We start from the raw sequence: 15640 nt of genomic DNA on the forward strand, positions 1-15640 counted from the left end.
TAGCCTAGCCCAAAACAGCGCTAAGTGCTAGAAACTTGCAGTGAACAATGATTGGCTGTTTAAATGGTATGTGTCATCAATACGTCATACCGATGTCACCAAATTGACACTTGATCGCTCTAAAATGGGACGCATAAACAGAAAAAAATGAAAAACTTGATAAGAACAAACTCTAGTGAAAATAAAAAATACAGTGAAGAACAACAGTAACAGCGCAAAACAGAAAATAAGATGATAAAAAGAGAAAACCCGCATTTAATCATCCTGATTATGCGGGTCTCATTTTAACGTCCATTGTTACATCCTTGAAACTAACCAAAACCAGTTAGTTTATTTTCCATCCTTCGGCTTCCAATCCTTTTGTGTCATCCTGACTGTCCCTTTGCCGTGATGCAATAATGCGCTGAATCGACTTGAAGATAAATACACAAAGTCGACAGATTATGTGCGAATTGAACCTCAGTTTAGTGAACAACTGTTCACTCGTGTAGGCTGTGAAATTTGTGTGAATATTAGATCTTATAATCAATAATCACGGGAGCATGGTCACTAAACCATTCTTCTTTATACACCCAAGCATTGACAGTGCGTGCTTTCCAGTCGGGTGAACAGGCATGATAATCAATCCGCCAACCAACGTTCTTGGCACGGGCTTGCCCGCGATTTGACCACCAAGAATACAACTCTGCTTCATGGCGTACTTCACGGAAGGTATCGACATAGCCCAAGTCATTATAAATATGATCTAACCATGCACGTTCATGCGGTAAGCAACCTGAAGACTTTTGGTTACCTGACCAGTTTTTAATATCAATGCGCTTATGCACAATGTTGTAATCGCCACAGACAATGATCGATTTATTGTCTTCACGCCACTGTTTTAGAATTTTTTGATACTCTTCTAAAAAGTGATCTTTCCGCATTTGCGCTTCTTCACCCGAAGAGCCAGAAGGCAAATACAGTGAACAGATGTAAATTGGGTGATCCAGTCCTACATCAAATTCAGCACTGATAAAGCGACCCTGAGAATCGGCCAATTCAAAGCCTAAACCATTTTGCACAGAAACAAAGGGCAAACGGCTATAAATGGCTGTTCCTGCGTAACCTGCACGTTCTGCAGGGAAAAGATGCGTGTGCCAGCCTTCAGGCTTAAATTTATCGGTCCATTGGGCGTGTGTGATGCGGCTTTCCTGCATGCAAATCACGTCTGCTTCAGACTTTTCCAACCATTCGAGTAAGCCTTTGCTTACCGATGAACGCAACCCATTGACGTTAATTGAAACCACTCGAAGAATTTTTTGATCACTCGGATAGCTACTCTTTGGTATCATGCTCAGGTCTTACCTCAATGTATTAATTTGGAGCACCTCATGACATCGCCAGCTCAATTTAACCCGCAAGCTTTTATCGAACTCGCCTTATCACGTGGTGTGCTTAAATTTGGTGAGTTTACTTTAAAATCGGGTCGTGTGAGTCCTTATTTTTTTAACGCAGGTTTGTTGAATGATGGCGAAGCTTTATCGCTATTGGCTTCGGGCTATGCAGATCAACTCATGCAATGCAAAAATGTAGATGTTATTTTCGGGCCTGCCTATAAAGGTATTCCATTTGTGGCAGCTACAGCAGTGGCTTTATCGCAAAATCATGGCGTAAGTGTGCCGTGGGGGTTTAACCGTAAAGAAGCCAAAGATCATGGCGAAGGCGGTGTGTTGGTGGGTGCTGCGGTTGAGGGCAAAAAAGTTTGGATTATTGATGATGTGATTACTGCGGGTACGGCTATTCGTGAAGTGGTGACTATTTTGAAAAATGCAGGCGCACAAATTGCGGGCGTATTGGTGGCTTTAGACCGTCAAGAAAAAGGTCAGGGCGATTTGTCTGCTATTCAGGAAGTGCAAAAAGAGTTGGAAATTCCTGTGCATGCTTTAATTACCATGAAAGATTTAATGAATTATTTGGATGCTAAAGGTGAAAAAGATGCCTTGGCGAAAATGGAAGCGTACCGTGTGAAGTATGGGATTTAAGTTGTTTTGGAGAAGGAAGCGAGAGCTTCCTTTTCGCTTTTATTCAGTTTGATTTTTAATAATATAATGAAATGTAATAAATAATAAAAAAGCCCGACTGAGGGGTGAGACAAATTTTGTATTTTTAAATCACATTAAAATTTAATATGAGAAAAGTACTATGATTTTTTACTAATTTTAAAGTTTGTTATACTTCACATTATATAATAAAAACATATACGAACTCAAAAATGACAAGATCAACTTCGTTATACAAATTATTTATCAAAACACTAGAACAACAGATGTTCTCAAAAGAGATTGAGCAAATCTTAAAAGTTGTTGAAGGTATCACTGCTCTATTGGTCAGTAGTCAATTAAAGAATGGCGATGAAATTATTGATACTTTTAACAATTCGGTGGCAATATGCATTTTTAAAGATCAATTAACATTTCAGAACTCTCTTAGTCATGACTAAACTATAAGGATTAAGATTATGAGAGGTTTTGCTATTCATAATGCACCAACTAATCATGGTGGTCGTATTCTAGCTACTCAGATAAGAAATTCTCAAATGGGCAATTCTTTTGTTAGAGCGGGCGATGGGCATTTCTGTCCAAGATGTAAATGTTGGTCTTCAGTGATTAAAAGCCATGACCATATTATCTTTGATGGTAAGCCAGTTGCTTATGTCGGGGATAAATTAACATGCGGTGCTATTATTCAGCCGCAACAGTCGCATGTTGTTGGTGGGAGTAATGCTAATTATCATATAGTTTCTAATCCTCAAACTGAGCAAACTCTGCCTATAAGTGCTCAACAGAATTTAATAAATAGTTTTACAAATAAGAGGAAGTATGAGAACTATTATATTGAGTTTAATAAAACCGATTATGTAAAATTTAAAACAGGAATTCCTCCATACGATGAAGATAAAAAAGGGCTATTTGGGAGTGTTTTACAAATAGTTTCAGGAGCATGTGATTTTATCGTTACATCTATTTTAAAGAAAAAGAATCTGTTTATAACAGTTTCATATCACCCGCCAGTTGTAAAACATGATGCAAATAAAATCACTCCTTATGCAACTCTAAGACTCTATAAAGAAAAAAATAGAAAATCTGAATTATTAAAAATACAAGAATTGAAGTCTGATGGTGGGGTTTGGAGTATTGAGCGAGGAAAAGAACCAGTAGGTTTCTGTAACATTACCTTGCCTGAGCCTGATTTACTCCTATTGAGGGTTGAATTAGATCTTGGATATGTATTGACGTTTAGCGGTGGAGTTGTTACCCCGATACCCAGTTTTACAACCCACAGCTTTACTTTAAATTCCGCAGCAAGGGAAGTTAGATGAAGAATTTTCTTATTTTTTTAACAGCCTTCTTGATATTCGGAAGCACTGCCTGCTCATCTAATGGACATAATACACATCATGGTGAAGTTGAACTCACTCAAGATAGTGAAGCTGCCCAGAGTCTTTCTGCAGAAGATCAATCTATTATAAAAAAATATAAAGATACGATTCATAATTTGAATTTTAGGGAAAGAGAACATGCGAATAAGGTAATGAAAGATAGTTTGTCTGAAATAAACAAAATTAAGAATGATTCCGAGCGAGAAAAGTTGCAAATGCAGATTTACTTAGCCACAGCCATGTATAAAGAAGCTTATGATTTAAATAGTAAAATGTTAAAAACTAGGTTTAGCGAAGCACGTTTACTGACTCAATGTGAGTTGAGCTATTACGCTAAAAAGCCTAAAAATGAATATGAAAAATGTTATGCCCAAGTAGCGTCATTGCTGGAAAAGACATTGAAAGTCACTCCTAAAAATGACTCTGAATATTTATATGGTGAGTGGGGGTACTTACTCGCGATGTATAAGGCAGGACATGAAGAATATAGACAAAAAATGGAAGATTTTATTCATTCTACTCAAGATAAAACGCTGAAATATCAGTTTGAAAGTTCTTATGAGTTGGCGATTGAACAGATCGCTAGTTACCAGTGATCTTTGTTGTATTGGTTTTCAGGAGTGCGTAAATACATCAACCTAACCCTACTGTTGTGATGTATGCAAAATTCTTAAAATACGAACAGAATCTTTAACGTCATACACGACAACATAGTGCGATGCACCACAAGTTCTCGAGTTCCATGGATGAGACCAGATCGCCCTTTAATGGCAGCGAAGAATGCTATACACGCACGACTTAAAAGGAGACATTTGGGGTATGAATAACACTGAGTATCTAAGCGTATTCACTCAGTCTCCTCCTCACACTTCTTACACTCCAGCATCACCCCCAACTTTTCCTTGCGCCCTTGCTCTGTGATTACCCACGGGCGGTTTTGCCACGGTGGATTATGCCGCACATGCTGCCCATGACCGCAGGCCAAATCTGCGACCCAATCATTTTCTTCATCTAAATGAAAATCAATAATCGCTTGTTGCATCGCATACTCCTAAGTGCATGATGATCGTGGATAAAGCGTTACGAAAATTGCAGCAAAACCAAAGCCAAACTCCGCTATACTTTTGCTTATTCAATTCTTCAAAAGAGCACCGAAATATGCGCGTACTTGTTGTGATGGATCCCATCGAAAGTGTCAATTTGAAAAAAGACTCAACCATGGCGATGTTATGGGCGGCAAGCCGTCGTGGGCATACCTTGGGCTATGCATTACAGCAAGACTTATATATTGATCAGGGCAAGGCATTTGGTCTGATTGCATCGCTCAAAGTCTTTGAAGATTATAACCATTATTACGAATTGGGCGAAAAACGCAAAGAATCCTTAGCTGATTATGATGTCATTCTCATGCGTAAAGACCCGCCTTTTGACATGAATTTCGTTTATACCACATATATTTTAGAGCAAGCTGAACGCGAAGGCGCATGGATCATCAACAAGCCGCAAAGCCTGCGTGACTGTAATGAAAAGCTGTTTGCGACTCAATTCCCAGAACTACAAGTTCCGACATTGGTCACTTCACAACAAAGCCTGATTCGTGAATTTATTCAGCAACATGGTGATGTGATCGTTAAACCGCTCGATGGCATGGGCGGCATGGGAATTTTCCGTTTGTACCAAGATGGGGTCAATATTGGCTCAACCATTGAAATTCTGACCAACAACGGCACTCAGCCAATCATGGCGCAGCGCTATATTCCAGAAATTGTAGATGGTGATAAACGCATCCTCATGGTTAATGGTGAGCCTGTGCCTTATTGTTTGGCACGAATTCCACAAAATGGCGAAGTGCGTGGCAACTTAGCTGCAGGTGGTTTAGGCGAAGCACGTCCATTGACTGAAAATGACAAAGCCATTGCCGCCAAAGTCGGGCCATTTTTACGTGAAAAAGGCTTGGTTTTTGTCGGATTAGATGTGATTGGCAACTATGTCACTGAAATCAACGTGACCAGTCCAACGTGTATTCGTGAAATTGATGCACAGTTTGGTACATCCATTGCCGATGATTTATTTACCGTACTTGAAGCAGGTCGTCCCAACTAAGTTTGGGCTTTATGCTCACTGTATCAATACAAAAGCCGTTTTCTATTTGAAAGCGGCCTTGTTTTTAGAGACGTGGATACAAAAAACAACTTAAACACTTTGCAAAATAGATCAATCAAAGCAGGTAAAATTGAATAAAACTTAACATTTTCCGTAGATTAATAATAAAACTAGTTTAAACTTGAAAATCTGTAGAAAAAAACAATCAAGCACTTGGTGAAAAAAAGTAAATAACCTTTCAAGCCCATGCGTTTGTGATTACAATTGATAGCTTATACAAGATTTTTATTTGCCTTATTTTGAGTTGAAGAATTAAACCGTGACTGACGCACAGCAACAACAGCCTAAACATGTCATGATGATGGCCGCAGGTACAGGTGGACATGTTTTTCCCGCTTTGGCCGTCGCAAAACAATTACAGCAACAAGGGATTCAAGTGTCATGGTTGGCGACCCCAACGGGCATGGAAAATCGTCTGCTTAAAAATCATAATATCCCAATTTACCAAATTAATATTCAAGGTGTACGTGGCAACGGTTTGATCCGTAAACTGGCTGCACCATTTAAAATTTTAGGCGCAACGCTCAGTGCTGTGCGTTACATGAAGCAATTAAAAGTTGATGCTGTTGCAGGTTTTGGTGGTTATGTGGCAGGGCCAGGTGGCTTGGCAGCACGTGCTTTGGGTATTCCTGTGCTGATTCACGAACAAAATGCAGTTGCGGGTTTTACCAACACTCAATTGTCACGTGTGGCAAAAACCGTGTGTCAGGCTTTCCCAAATACCTTTCCAAACAGTAACAAAATTGTCACCACAGGCAACCCTGTTCGTGAAGAAATCACTGCGACCTTAAGCCCTGCATGGCGCTATCAGGAACGTGAAAAAGCAGGCTTGCCAATTCGTATTTTAATTGTGGGTGGTTCACTAGGTGCACAAGCCTTAAATGAATGTGTACCTGAAGCGTTAAAGCAACTAAATGTCGCTTTAGATGTTTATCATCAATGTGGGCAAAACCATGCCGAAGCGACGCAGGCACGTTATGCACACAAGCCTGACCATTTACAGGTTGAGGTACAGCCTTTTATTGAAGATATGGCCAAAGCCTATAGTGATGCCGATTTAATTATTTGTCGTGCGGGCGCACTCACGGTAACCGAGGTCGCGACTGCAGGTGTTGCAGCAGTATTTGTACCATTGCCTAGTGCGGTGGATGATCACCAAACTGCCAATGCCAAATTTTTAGCCGATTTGGGTGCAGCAAAAATCTGTCCGCAAGCCAGTATGACTCCCGAAAGTTTAACAACATTATTAACCCCGTTAATGAATCGTCAATTGTTGTCTGAAATGGCGGTCAAAGCCCGTCAGCAGGCACAGCCAGATGCAACTCAGCACGTGGTTCGTCTTATTCAAGCATTGTTCGAGTAAAATATGTCTCCATCTACACCCGCTGATCAAGCGAAAAAATTAATCAAAGTGCCTGAAATGCGCCGTATCAAACACATTCATTTTGTGGGTATTGGTGGCGCGGGGATGTGTGGTATTGCCGAAGTCTTGAAAAACCAGGGCTATAAAGTATCGGGTTCAGACATCAAAGCCTCAAAAACCACAGCGCAATTAGAAGAAAACGGCATCAAGGTTTATATTGGGCATGCGGCAGACCATATTAAAGGCGCAAATGTTTTGGTGGTGTCTACTGCAATTGACCCAGAAAACCCAGAAATTAAAACAGCAATTGACACCCGTATTCCTGTGGTGCGTCGTGCTGAAATGCTGGGCGAGTTGATGCGTTACCGTCATGGTATTGCAGTCGCGGGTACACATGGTAAAACCACTACTACCAGTTTAATCACCTGTATGTTGGCCGAAGAAAACATGGATCCAACTTACGTGATTGGTGGTTTGCTAAACCGTACTGGGGTCAATGCAGCATTGGGTGCTAGCCGTTATATCGTGGCAGAAGCCGATGAATCTGATGCATCGTTCTTATTCCTAGAGCCAATGGCGGCTGTGGTGACCAATATTGATGCCGACCACATGGACACCTATGGTGGTAGTTTCGATACCTTAAAAGATACCTTTATTCAATTTTTGCACAAACTGCCATTCTACGGTTTGGCTGTGGTGTGTGGTGATGATGCCAATATTCGTGAAATCATGCCGCGTATCGGGCGCCCTGTATTGACCTATGGTTTTAATGAAGACAACGATATTCGTGCCATTGATGTCGATCAAGACGGCATGCGCACACACTTTACTGTACTGCGTAAAGACCGCGAACCGTTACGCGTGACGGTGAATCAACCGGGGCTGCATAACGTATTGAATGCCTTGGCTGCAATTGGAATTGCCACCGATGAAGGCGTTTCTGATGGTGCAATTTGCCGTGCTTTAGAAGGCTTTAGCGGTGTCGGTCGTCGTTTCCAAGTACAAGGTGAGTTTGAGGTAGCAGACGGCAATGTGAAATTGGTAGATGACTACGGACATCACCCGAAAGAAGTGGAAGCCACCATTAAAGCTGCGCGTCAAAGTCATCCTGATCGCCGTTTGGTGATGTTGTTCCAACCACACCGTTTTAGTCGCACCCGTGACTGTTTTGATGACTTTGTGGAAGTGTTGTCACAAGTCGATCAATTGTTATTGCTCGATGTTTATCCTGCGGGTGAAAAACCAATTGTTGGCGCAGATAGCCGTACTTTGGCACGCAGTATTCGTTTGCGTGGTCAGGTTGAGCCAATTTTGGTCGATCCAAATGACGGCAACCTACCGAATATTGTGAAACAAGTGTTACAGGCCAATGACTTGTTATTGACCCAAGGTGCAGGTAATGTGGGGGCGATTTCAATCGAGCTTGCACAAAACCATTTATATTTAAAATAATCACAACCTGTGATGTTTGAATTTGATCGACCAGTTTAAAGTTTAAGGATATAAACGTGTCAAATGCTTCAAAGTTCGGCAAAGTTGCCGTGTTATTGGGTGGAAAATCTGCTGAGCGTGAGGTTTCTCTAGACAGCGGTCAAGCAGTACTCGAAGCACTGCTACGTTCTGGGGTCAATGCAGAAGCATTTGATCCACAAACACGTAGCGTGACCGAATTGGTCAATTATGATCGTGCCTTTATTGTGTTACACGGGCGCGGTGGTGAAGATGGTCAAATTCAAGGTGTTTTGGAATGGTTGAATATTCCATACACGGGTACGGGCGTGCAAGGTTCAGCCATTGGCATGGACAAAGTGAAGACCAAGCAAATTTGGCAAGGTTCTGACTTGCCAACTGCGCCATATCGTATTGTTAGCAAAGATTCCAATATTGAAGACGTGGTTGTCGAATTGGGTTTACCACTCATCATCAAGCCTGTACATGAAGGTTCAAGTATTGGCATGAGCAAAGTCGAAAAAGTAGAAGACTTTGCCGATGCTGTAGCGAAAGCAACTGCACATGACGCTATTGTTATGGCTGAAAAATGGATTACAGGACGTGAATTTACCATCGTGCTGTTAAATGGTCAGGCTTTACCGATTATTCGTTTAGAACCACCGAAAGATGTGGCGTTCTATGATTATGAAGCCAAATATCAACGTAATGATGTGCAATACGGTATTCCGTGTGGTTTAAGCACTGCCGAAGAGCAACAGTTACAAGCTTTGGCATTACGTGCCTTCCAAGCCGTGGGTGCAAGTGGCTGGGGTCGTATTGATGCCATGCAAGATGAGAACGGCAATTTCTGGCTATTGGAAGTGAATACCGTGCCGGGAATGACCAGCCACTCTTTAGTTCCGAAAGCGGCAAATGCAGTCGGCTATAGTTTTGATGAGCTGTGTGTGGCAATTTTGGCACAAACCCTTACAGGTGAAGCACACTAAATATGGCTCAACTTCCTGCATCCTTGCGCCGTAAACGGGCAGCGATTACCTCGATTCATGACAAACCGCCAACAGCCAAAGAAAAGCTGATTCATTTTGGCGGTTGGGTAATGCTGTGCGTTGCGGTGCTCGTGTTGGCAGTGGGTGCGTACGGGCTATACAAAGTCATGACCGATGCACAAATTGCCAAGCTAGATGTAGTGGGTACACGTTCAGATGCGGAACACCGCCAAGTGATGACGCATGTGAACCCTGTAATGACCAAGAACTATTTCACCTCTGACCTAGAGCAAATCCGCGATACCGCTTTGGAGTTGTCTTGGGTAGATCGAGTGGTGGTTTCACGTGCGTGGCCGAATGCTATTCGTGTGCGGGTTATGCCGCGTCATCCAATTGCACGTTGGGGGACAGGTCGTTTGCTCAGTGACAGCGGTGAAGTCTTTACCGAGGTCACGCCACAAAATAATCAACATTTACCGTTATTACACGGGCCAACGCATCAATCTAAAATGATGATGCGTCGTTATAATGAAATTAACCAATTATTCTTACCCGTCAACGATCGTTTAAAAGAACTATATTTAACAGAACGTATGACGTGGTTTATGCAGTTTGATTCAGGTCTACGTGTTATTGTAGATAAAGATCAAACCATGAGTAAGCTGCAGCGCTTGGGGCATCTTGCACAAAGTGATTTGAAACCTGTATGGTCTAAAATATCCGCCATCGATTTGCGTTATCGCAATGGTTTAGCCATTCAATGGAAAAACTCAATTCCGCCAAAAATTGCAAATGGTCACTTTGTTGTAACGATTGATGACACAAGCATTGCAGAGGGAATAAGAGCAAAGCCATAATATTGGGCTTTAAAAAAATAGAGGCATTAAGCCATAAATTAAACATACTGGTAATGGTAGTGAATAAATGAGTGAAGCTGTTCCCTCGGTTGTTGCGATTGACATTGGGACGCACAAAGTTTCAGTTTTGATTGCTAAGGTCCATGCGCCAGACAATATCCAAGTCATTGGTATGGCCACCGCACGTAATCGAGGCATGAGTAAGGGAAAAATTGTCAGTCTCGATAAAGTGATTACTGCAATTAAAAATGCCGTGCAAGAAGCAGAAGATATGGCGGAATGCCGTGTGCATTCGGCATGGATTTCTATTCCTAGTGCAGAACTAAAAAGCTTTTATGCTTCAGGTCGCACACCTATTGAAAGTAGTGATCACACCATTACCACCAGTGAAGTGGTACGCGCATTGGACTTGGCCAAAGCCAGTCACCTCACCTCAGACCATTATTTGGTGAGCGCAGTACCACTCGGTTTCGATTTAGATGATTCGGGTGAATGGGTACAAAACCCAATTCGTATGTCAGCACATAGCATGACGGGGCATTATCAATTGATGATGTTGCCTATTAGCACCATGCAGAATTTAGACCGTGCTTTAAAAGGTGCCAATATTGGTGTCGAAAAAATGGTGGTGTCAAATTTAGCCACTGCAGAAGCCAGTCTGCTTAAAGATGAAAAAGAATACGGTGTGTGTCTGGTAGATATTGGCGCAGGTACGACCAGTATTGCAGTTTATTTAGATGGACGTTTGGCCTTGGCACACACTTTGCAGCGTGGTGGTGAGCATGTCACCCGCGATATTGCAGCGGTGTTACAAACCACAACTGAAGAAGCTGAACGGATTAAGCTATTGTATGGCTGTGTAGATATGAAAGTGGTCAAACCTGATCACATGATTCAGATTCAGGGCATTGATGGGCCGCAAACCATTAGCCGTATTGAACTGGCGGAAATTATTATTGCGCGTTATGAAGAAATTTTTGCACAAATTCGTCTGGAACTCGAAAAGAGCGGTGCCATTCATGGTTTATATCATGGTGTGGTTTTGGCGGGTGATGCCTCACAAATTGAAGGCATGATCAGCTTGGTACGTCGTATGTTGGGTGTTTCGGCACACTTGGGGAATCATCCTTCACAAGTTTATGCCGATGAACCGCATCAGGCCGCCTTACGCCGTTCACAATATGCAACAGCTTCAGGCTTATTGCTTTATAGTCAAAACTATACTCAAGACACGATTGTAGAACATGAAGACCCTGAAACCTTATCGGTTTGGGGGCGTGTCGGACGGGCATGGTCTGGCTTGAACGAAAAGTTAAAATCTATTTTTTAGTTGAGTTTTTTGGGAATATTGTTAGGAAGTTGTACGGATCATCACTGGTACTTGACAAGCCAGAAGTTGAACAGCATTCTTAAAAATAATTTTTATGAAGATCAAGGCAGTATACGGGCTTAAGTGACTGCCAATAACGTATTAGGAAATCTAAAGGTCATGGCCTCATTTGAATTTATAGATGATCAAACCGATAGCAACGGTCAAGCCCGTTTCACTGTGTTTGGTGTGGGTGGTGCAGGTGGTAACGCTGTGCAGCACATGCTTGAGTCGGATATTCAGGGTGTAAAATTTGTTTGTGCCAATACGGACAAACAAGCATTGGATCGCATGAATTCGCAATTCAAAATCCAGCTAGGTGAGCAAAGCACACGTGGTTTAGGCGCGGGCGGTGATCCTCAAGTGGGTCAAACTGCAGCGGAAGAAAGCCGCGAGCTGATTTGTCAGCAACTTGAAGGCACAGACATGGTGTTTGTGACTGCAGGGATGGGTGGTGGTACAGGTACAGGTGCTGCGCCAGTTGTGGCTGAAATTGCCAAAGAAATGGGCATTTTGACTGTTGGTGTGGTGACTACGCCATTTAACTTTGAAGGTAAGCGCCGCTTGCTTTCTGCGGAAAAAGGGATTGCGGCATTAGAACAGCATGTAGACTCTTTAATCATTATTCCAAACCAACGTTTAATGAAAGTTTACCGCGACATTTCAATGAAAGATGCGTATAAAAAAGCCGATGACGTTTTGTTGAACGGTGTACGCAGTATTTTTGATTTGGTTGTACGTCCAGGTCACATCAACCTAGACTTTGCTGACTTGAAAACTGCGATGAGTACGCGCGGTTATGCGATGATGGGTGTTGGTTCAGGTCGTGGTGAAAACCGTGCGCGTCAAGCGGCTGAACAAGCGATTCGTAGTCCATTGCTCGATAGCGTGACTATTGCCAATGCCAAAGGCTTGTTGATTAACGTAACGGGTGGTGATGATGTGACCTTCGGTGAAATCGAAGAGATCATGGACGTGATTCATCAACTTTCAGATACCGAACAAACCCAAGTATTCTACGGTACGGTATTTGATCCTGAAGCGCGTGACGAAATTAGCGTGACTGTTATTGCTACTGGTTTAGCGCGTAACACAGGCGATACACCAGAGCCTGCAAAACGCACCGTGACACAAACCACTTCTGCAGCACCAACAGCGGCAGTAGAAGAAGATGATGTGCCTGCAATTCAGCGTCAGCAGGCAGAAACTGCGCCTGCAATTAGTGCGACAACAACATCAGGCTCTGCGCGTCCAACGCCAATGAGTATTCAAGACTATTTGAAAAATCAGCAGCGTAAATAAGCCAAGATCCTCAATTTCATTGTGTGATCGGGAAAAGGCAGTTTTAAACTGCCTTTTTTGTTTTTTATCAATGGCTAAATATGCTAACGTATAGCGGTTTTAAAATTTAGATGAATTGAGAACATGCTGAAACAACGTACCCTACAACGTGTCGTCAAGGCGAGCGGTATTGGTCTGCACAGTGGTCAAAAAGTATTGATCAACTTTGTGCCGCATCATGCCGATGGGGGAATTGTGTTTCGTCGTATCGATTTAAATCCGCCTGTCGATATTCCAGCCGATGCCATGCTGATTCAAGAAGCATTTATGTGCTCGAATTTGGTTCAGGATAATGCCAAAGTTGGCACTATTGAGCATGTTATGAGTGCAATTGCAGGGTTGGGCATTGATAACTTGATTATTGAAGTGTCTGCCTCTGAAGTGCCCATTATGGACGGCAGTGCAGGGCCTTTTATTTATTTGTTGATGCAGGGTGGTTTAAAAGAACAGGATGCTGCGAAAAAGTTCATCAAAATTTTAAAACCTGTAGAAGCTTTAATTGACGATAAACGTGCGGTGTTCAGTCCGCATGAAGGTTTTCAGCTCAATTTCACCATCGACTTTGATCATCCTGCCTTTAAAAAAGAATATCAGTCTGCCACCATCGATTTTTCTACAGAAACCTTTGTCTATGAAGTCAGTGGCGCACGTACTTTTGGCTTTATGAAAGATTTGGACTATTTAAAAGCCAATAATTTGGCTTTGGGTGCGAGTTTAGATAATGCCATTGGGGTAGATGATACAGGCGTGGTCAATGAAGAAGGTTTGCGCTTCTCGGACGAGTTTGTACGGCATAAAATTTTAGATGCTGTGGGGGATTTGTACTTGCTTGGACATCAAATTATTGCCAAGTTTGATGGTTATAAATCAGGACATGCCTTAAATAATCAGTTATTACGCAATGTTCAGAGCGATCCAAGCAGTTATGAAATTGTAACATTTGATGACATAAATTCTTGCCCGATCACTTTTGTGCATGTGACATAAGTCATTGTCTTTTCTTACTACGTTATAATGTAACAACAATAATATGTGAATTTCATCACAAATTTGAGCACGAGTTTTTGGTGTTTTCTGCAAACAATTATTTTTTATTGCTTGCCAAACGTAACAAAGCTTGGCTAAGCTTAGGGTCGCTCACAAAGTCAGCAGCACCTCGTAACATATCTTGAGTTTCTGGACTAAGTGTTCTTAAAGGCTTTTCGCTTTTTGGGGGCGTTTGAGATTCAACTCTTAAACGAACTTGAATTTTTTGTATGTCTTTCAGTTCATGCAGTTGTGACAGTTGAGTAATGTATTGCTTTTGCAAATAAGCAAGTTGACTGACCATCGCTTGATTCGTTCCAGTAATGGTTAAGACACCTTGTTGATAACAAACCACCTGCCATTGCTCTGGTTGCGGCAGTAAAGGTTGAATAAGTTTGCCAAGTTTCTGCCATGCAGCAACTTGGGTTGAGAGAAACGTTAGGTTTCCTGTTTTTATGTGTTTTCTTGTTTGTTGAAAGAGATTCACAGGTTCGGACATACATCATTCCTTCATGTTTATGCCCTAATCTTATGCGCTCCTTTCAGTAGATATCAAGGAAGAGATCACAAGGAACTTCAAGTAAGAACAGTTAAGAGGTTTTTTTATGCATTCGCGCCGTATTTTATTAGCGTTTTCACTGGCAGCTTCGGCAGCATCTGTCGCATTTGCTGATTTAGTTGAGTTAGATTCTCAAAATTCATCGACTGATCGTATTGAGCAATTAACCCGCACCTTGTCACAAGGTTCTTATACAGAAACACAAGACATTGATGTTCCTGCACAAACGCAGATGACCGTTAAGCTTCGTGAAAAGACTACAGAATTAAACAATGCGTCTTTAGCAAAAAAATACGGTACCAATACCAACACCCGTTTTGCTTCTTCAAATCCTTATGCTTGGTTAGTGTCACATCCATTACCAAATGCACGTATTAGCTCGAACTATGGCGGTCGTGTCATGAGTGGTCGTGCTGAAAACCATTCAGGCTTAGACCTTGCTGCACCAAGCGGTACTCCAATTTATGCGACTGGCCCAGGTATTGTGACCAAGTCAGGCTGGGGCACAGGTTATGGTCAATATGTAGAAATTAACCACGGTAATGGTTATATCACGCGCTACGCACACGCTTCACGTTTAATTGCACGTGTGGGTGACCGTGTAGATGCAGGCGAACATATTGCCAACGTGGGTTGTACAGGTCGTTGTACAGGTCCTCACTTACATTATGAAGTAGTGAAAGATGGTCAACGTAAGAACCCTTCTACCTATTTAGCAATGTTGCCGTAATGTTTTGGCTAGAAATTCATGCTCTAGCCACACTCACTGTAAACTACACGCGAACTACAAATTAAAACATGAAATTAAAGCGGCAAAGGTCGCTTTTCTTTATACTCACGTTTTAGCTTTTAGCAAAATCTAGTGAGACATTTCAGACATCAACTTATCACCTAAAAAAATAATAACATGCAGTATCTGCTTTATTGTATAAAAAACCGCCTAAATTGGCGGTTTTTTGTTATTTGCTGTAAGAATGTGTGTAAGCGTCCGCTGAACACACCTTCTGAATTCATCCTATAAGCCTTAATTTAGTCCCCACTTAGAAACAAGTGGGGACTTAAATTTATGACTACAAATAATCAGACATCCATCGCATCTCTTGCGA

Annotated in this window: 16 protein-coding genes; 12 read left to right on the forward strand and 4 right to left on the reverse strand. The window is 42.0% G+C overall.

Translation table 11 applies throughout. From position 1 onward, the window contains the following. Nucleotides 1-512: 512 nt before the first annotated feature. Nucleotides 513-1331 carry an exodeoxyribonuclease III gene (locus HYG89_RS08485; RefSeq protein WP_096901635.1) on the reverse strand — a complete coding sequence of 273 codons (819 nt, stop codon included), beginning with the start codon at nucleotides 1329-1331 and terminating at the stop codon, nucleotides 513-515. 39 nt (nucleotides 1332-1370) lie between these two features. On the opposite strand from HYG89_RS08485, the gene pyrE reads away from it, so the two are divergent. The 3 genes from pyrE to HYG89_RS08500 all read left to right on the forward strand — a co-directional run bounded on the left by pyrE (nucleotide 1371) and on the right by HYG89_RS08500 (nucleotide 4014). Then, nucleotides 1371-2021, forward strand: coding sequence for an orotate phosphoribosyltransferase (gene pyrE / locus HYG89_RS08490; protein WP_096901637.1), 651 nt, complete (start codon nucleotides 1371-1373; stop codon nucleotides 2019-2021). A 476-nt stretch (nucleotides 2022-2497) separates the two neighbouring features. Further along, on the forward strand, nucleotides 2498-3358 hold the full coding sequence (locus HYG89_RS08495) for a PAAR domain-containing protein (RefSeq protein ID WP_178867106.1): 861 nt from the start codon (nucleotides 2498-2500) through the stop codon (nucleotides 3356-3358). Continuing rightward, complete coding sequence (locus HYG89_RS08500; RefSeq protein ID WP_136144754.1) at nucleotides 3355-4014, forward strand: hypothetical protein; 660 nt, start codon at nucleotides 3355-3357, stop codon at nucleotides 4012-4014. Before HYG89_RS08495 ends, HYG89_RS08500 begins: the two co-directional genes overlap by 4 nt. Nucleotides 4015-4062: 48 nt before the next feature. Here HYG89_RS08500 and HYG89_RS16015 read toward each other — a convergent pair whose 3' ends face one another. Then, nucleotides 4063-4122 (reverse strand): hypothetical protein, encoded by a 60-nt coding sequence (locus HYG89_RS16015; protein WP_225531235.1) that lies wholly within the window; start codon nucleotides 4120-4122, stop codon nucleotides 4063-4065. Nucleotides 4123-4265: 143 nt separating this feature from the next. Continuing rightward, nucleotides 4266-4460 (reverse strand): DUF3565 domain-containing protein, encoded by a 195-nt coding sequence (locus HYG89_RS08510; RefSeq protein ID WP_167846407.1) that lies wholly within the window; start codon nucleotides 4458-4460, stop codon nucleotides 4266-4268. A 116-nt stretch (nucleotides 4461-4576) separates the two neighbouring features. Between HYG89_RS08510 and gshB the strand changes: the two genes are divergently transcribed. The 8 genes from gshB to lpxC all read left to right on the forward strand — a co-directional run bounded on the left by gshB (nucleotide 4577) and on the right by lpxC (nucleotide 13936). Continuing rightward, nucleotides 4577-5521: a glutathione synthase gene (gshB, locus tag HYG89_RS08515; protein ID WP_004974228.1), complete on the forward strand. Its 945-nt coding sequence runs from the start codon at nucleotides 4577-4579 to the stop codon at nucleotides 5519-5521. A 319-nt stretch (nucleotides 5522-5840) separates the two neighbouring features. Then, nucleotides 5841-6944 carry an undecaprenyldiphospho-muramoylpentapeptide beta-N-acetylglucosaminyltransferase gene (gene murG, locus HYG89_RS08520; protein ID WP_004974229.1) on the forward strand — a complete coding sequence of 368 codons (1104 nt, stop codon included), beginning with the start codon at nucleotides 5841-5843 and terminating at the stop codon, nucleotides 6942-6944. Between the two features lie 3 nt (nucleotides 6945-6947). After that, nucleotides 6948-8396, forward strand: a complete 1449-nt coding sequence (gene murC, locus HYG89_RS08525; RefSeq protein WP_178867108.1) for a UDP-N-acetylmuramate--L-alanine ligase — start codon at nucleotides 6948-6950, stop codon at nucleotides 8394-8396. A gap of 56 nt (nucleotides 8397-8452) precedes the next feature. Continuing rightward, nucleotides 8453-9382 (forward strand): D-alanine--D-alanine ligase, encoded by a 930-nt coding sequence (locus tag HYG89_RS08530; RefSeq protein WP_104852724.1) that lies wholly within the window; start codon nucleotides 8453-8455, stop codon nucleotides 9380-9382. 2 nt (nucleotides 9383-9384) lie between these two features. Beyond that, complete coding sequence (locus HYG89_RS08535) at nucleotides 9385-10239, forward strand: cell division protein FtsQ/DivIB (RefSeq protein WP_004974235.1); 855 nt, start codon at nucleotides 9385-9387, stop codon at nucleotides 10237-10239. 67 nt (nucleotides 10240-10306) lie between these two features. After that, the gene (ftsA, locus tag HYG89_RS08540) at nucleotides 10307-11569 is read left to right on the forward strand and encodes a cell division protein FtsA (protein ID WP_178867110.1); all 1263 of its coding nucleotides are present in this window, start codon (nucleotides 10307-10309) and stop codon (nucleotides 11567-11569) included. 159 nt (nucleotides 11570-11728) lie between these two features. Then, on the forward strand, nucleotides 11729-12910 hold the full coding sequence (gene ftsZ / locus HYG89_RS08545; RefSeq protein ID WP_004974238.1) for a cell division protein FtsZ: 1182 nt from the start codon (nucleotides 11729-11731) through the stop codon (nucleotides 12908-12910). A gap of 123 nt (nucleotides 12911-13033) precedes the next feature. Beyond that, a complete protein-coding gene (lpxC, locus tag HYG89_RS08550; RefSeq protein ID WP_004974240.1) occupies nucleotides 13034-13936 on the forward strand; it encodes a UDP-3-O-acyl-N-acetylglucosamine deacetylase in 903 nt (300 codons plus the stop codon). Between the two features lie 97 nt (nucleotides 13937-14033). Here the strand turns inward: lpxC and HYG89_RS08555 are convergent, their stop codons facing one another. Continuing rightward, complete coding sequence (locus HYG89_RS08555) at nucleotides 14034-14474, reverse strand: DciA family protein (RefSeq protein ID WP_004974242.1); 441 nt, start codon at nucleotides 14472-14474, stop codon at nucleotides 14034-14036. A gap of 106 nt (nucleotides 14475-14580) precedes the next feature. Here HYG89_RS08555 and HYG89_RS08560 point away from each other — a divergent pair, with 106 nt between their 5' ends. Then, on the forward strand, nucleotides 14581-15264 hold the full coding sequence (locus HYG89_RS08560) for a M23 family metallopeptidase (RefSeq protein ID WP_178867112.1): 684 nt from the start codon (nucleotides 14581-14583) through the stop codon (nucleotides 15262-15264). Nucleotides 15265-15640: the final 376 nt, after the last annotated feature.

Source organism: Acinetobacter sp. SwsAc5 (assembly GCF_013391485.1).
In the GTDB taxonomy this organism is placed as follows: domain Bacteria; phylum Pseudomonadota; class Gammaproteobacteria; order Pseudomonadales; family Moraxellaceae; genus Acinetobacter; species Acinetobacter towneri.

Coding starts and splice junctions, on each gene's coding strand:
- HYG89_RS08495 (WP_178867106.1), top strand. CDS start 2,498: ATGAGAGGTTTTGCTATTCATAATGCACCAACTAATCATGGTGGTCGT.
- HYG89_RS08510 (WP_167846407.1), bottom strand. CDS start 4,460: ATGCAACAAGCGATTATTGATTTTCATTTAGATGAAGAAAATGATTGG.
- ftsA (WP_178867110.1), top strand. CDS start 10,307: ATGAGTGAAGCTGTTCCCTCGGTTGTTGCGATTGACATTGGGACGCAC.
- murC (WP_178867108.1), top strand. CDS start 6,948: ATGTCTCCATCTACACCCGCTGATCAAGCGAAAAAATTAATCAAAGTG.
- HYG89_RS08500 (WP_136144754.1), top strand. CDS start 3,355: ATGAAGAATTTTCTTATTTTTTTAACAGCCTTCTTGATATTCGGAAGC.
- ftsZ (WP_004974238.1), top strand. CDS start 11,729: ATGGCCTCATTTGAATTTATAGATGATCAAACCGATAGCAACGGTCAA.
- HYG89_RS08560 (WP_178867112.1), top strand. CDS start 14,581: ATGCATTCGCGCCGTATTTTATTAGCGTTTTCACTGGCAGCTTCGGCA.
- gshB (WP_004974228.1), top strand. CDS start 4,577: ATGCGCGTACTTGTTGTGATGGATCCCATCGAAAGTGTCAATTTGAAA.
- lpxC (WP_004974240.1), top strand. CDS start 13,034: ATGCTGAAACAACGTACCCTACAACGTGTCGTCAAGGCGAGCGGTATT.
- HYG89_RS08485 (WP_096901635.1), bottom strand. CDS start 1,331: ATGATACCAAAGAGTAGCTATCCGAGTGATCAAAAAATTCTTCGAGTG.
- HYG89_RS08535 (WP_004974235.1), top strand. CDS start 9,385: ATGGCTCAACTTCCTGCATCCTTGCGCCGTAAACGGGCAGCGATTACC.
- pyrE (WP_096901637.1), top strand. CDS start 1,371: ATGACATCGCCAGCTCAATTTAACCCGCAAGCTTTTATCGAACTCGCC.
- HYG89_RS08555 (WP_004974242.1), bottom strand. CDS start 14,474: ATGTCCGAACCTGTGAATCTCTTTCAACAAACAAGAAAACACATAAAA.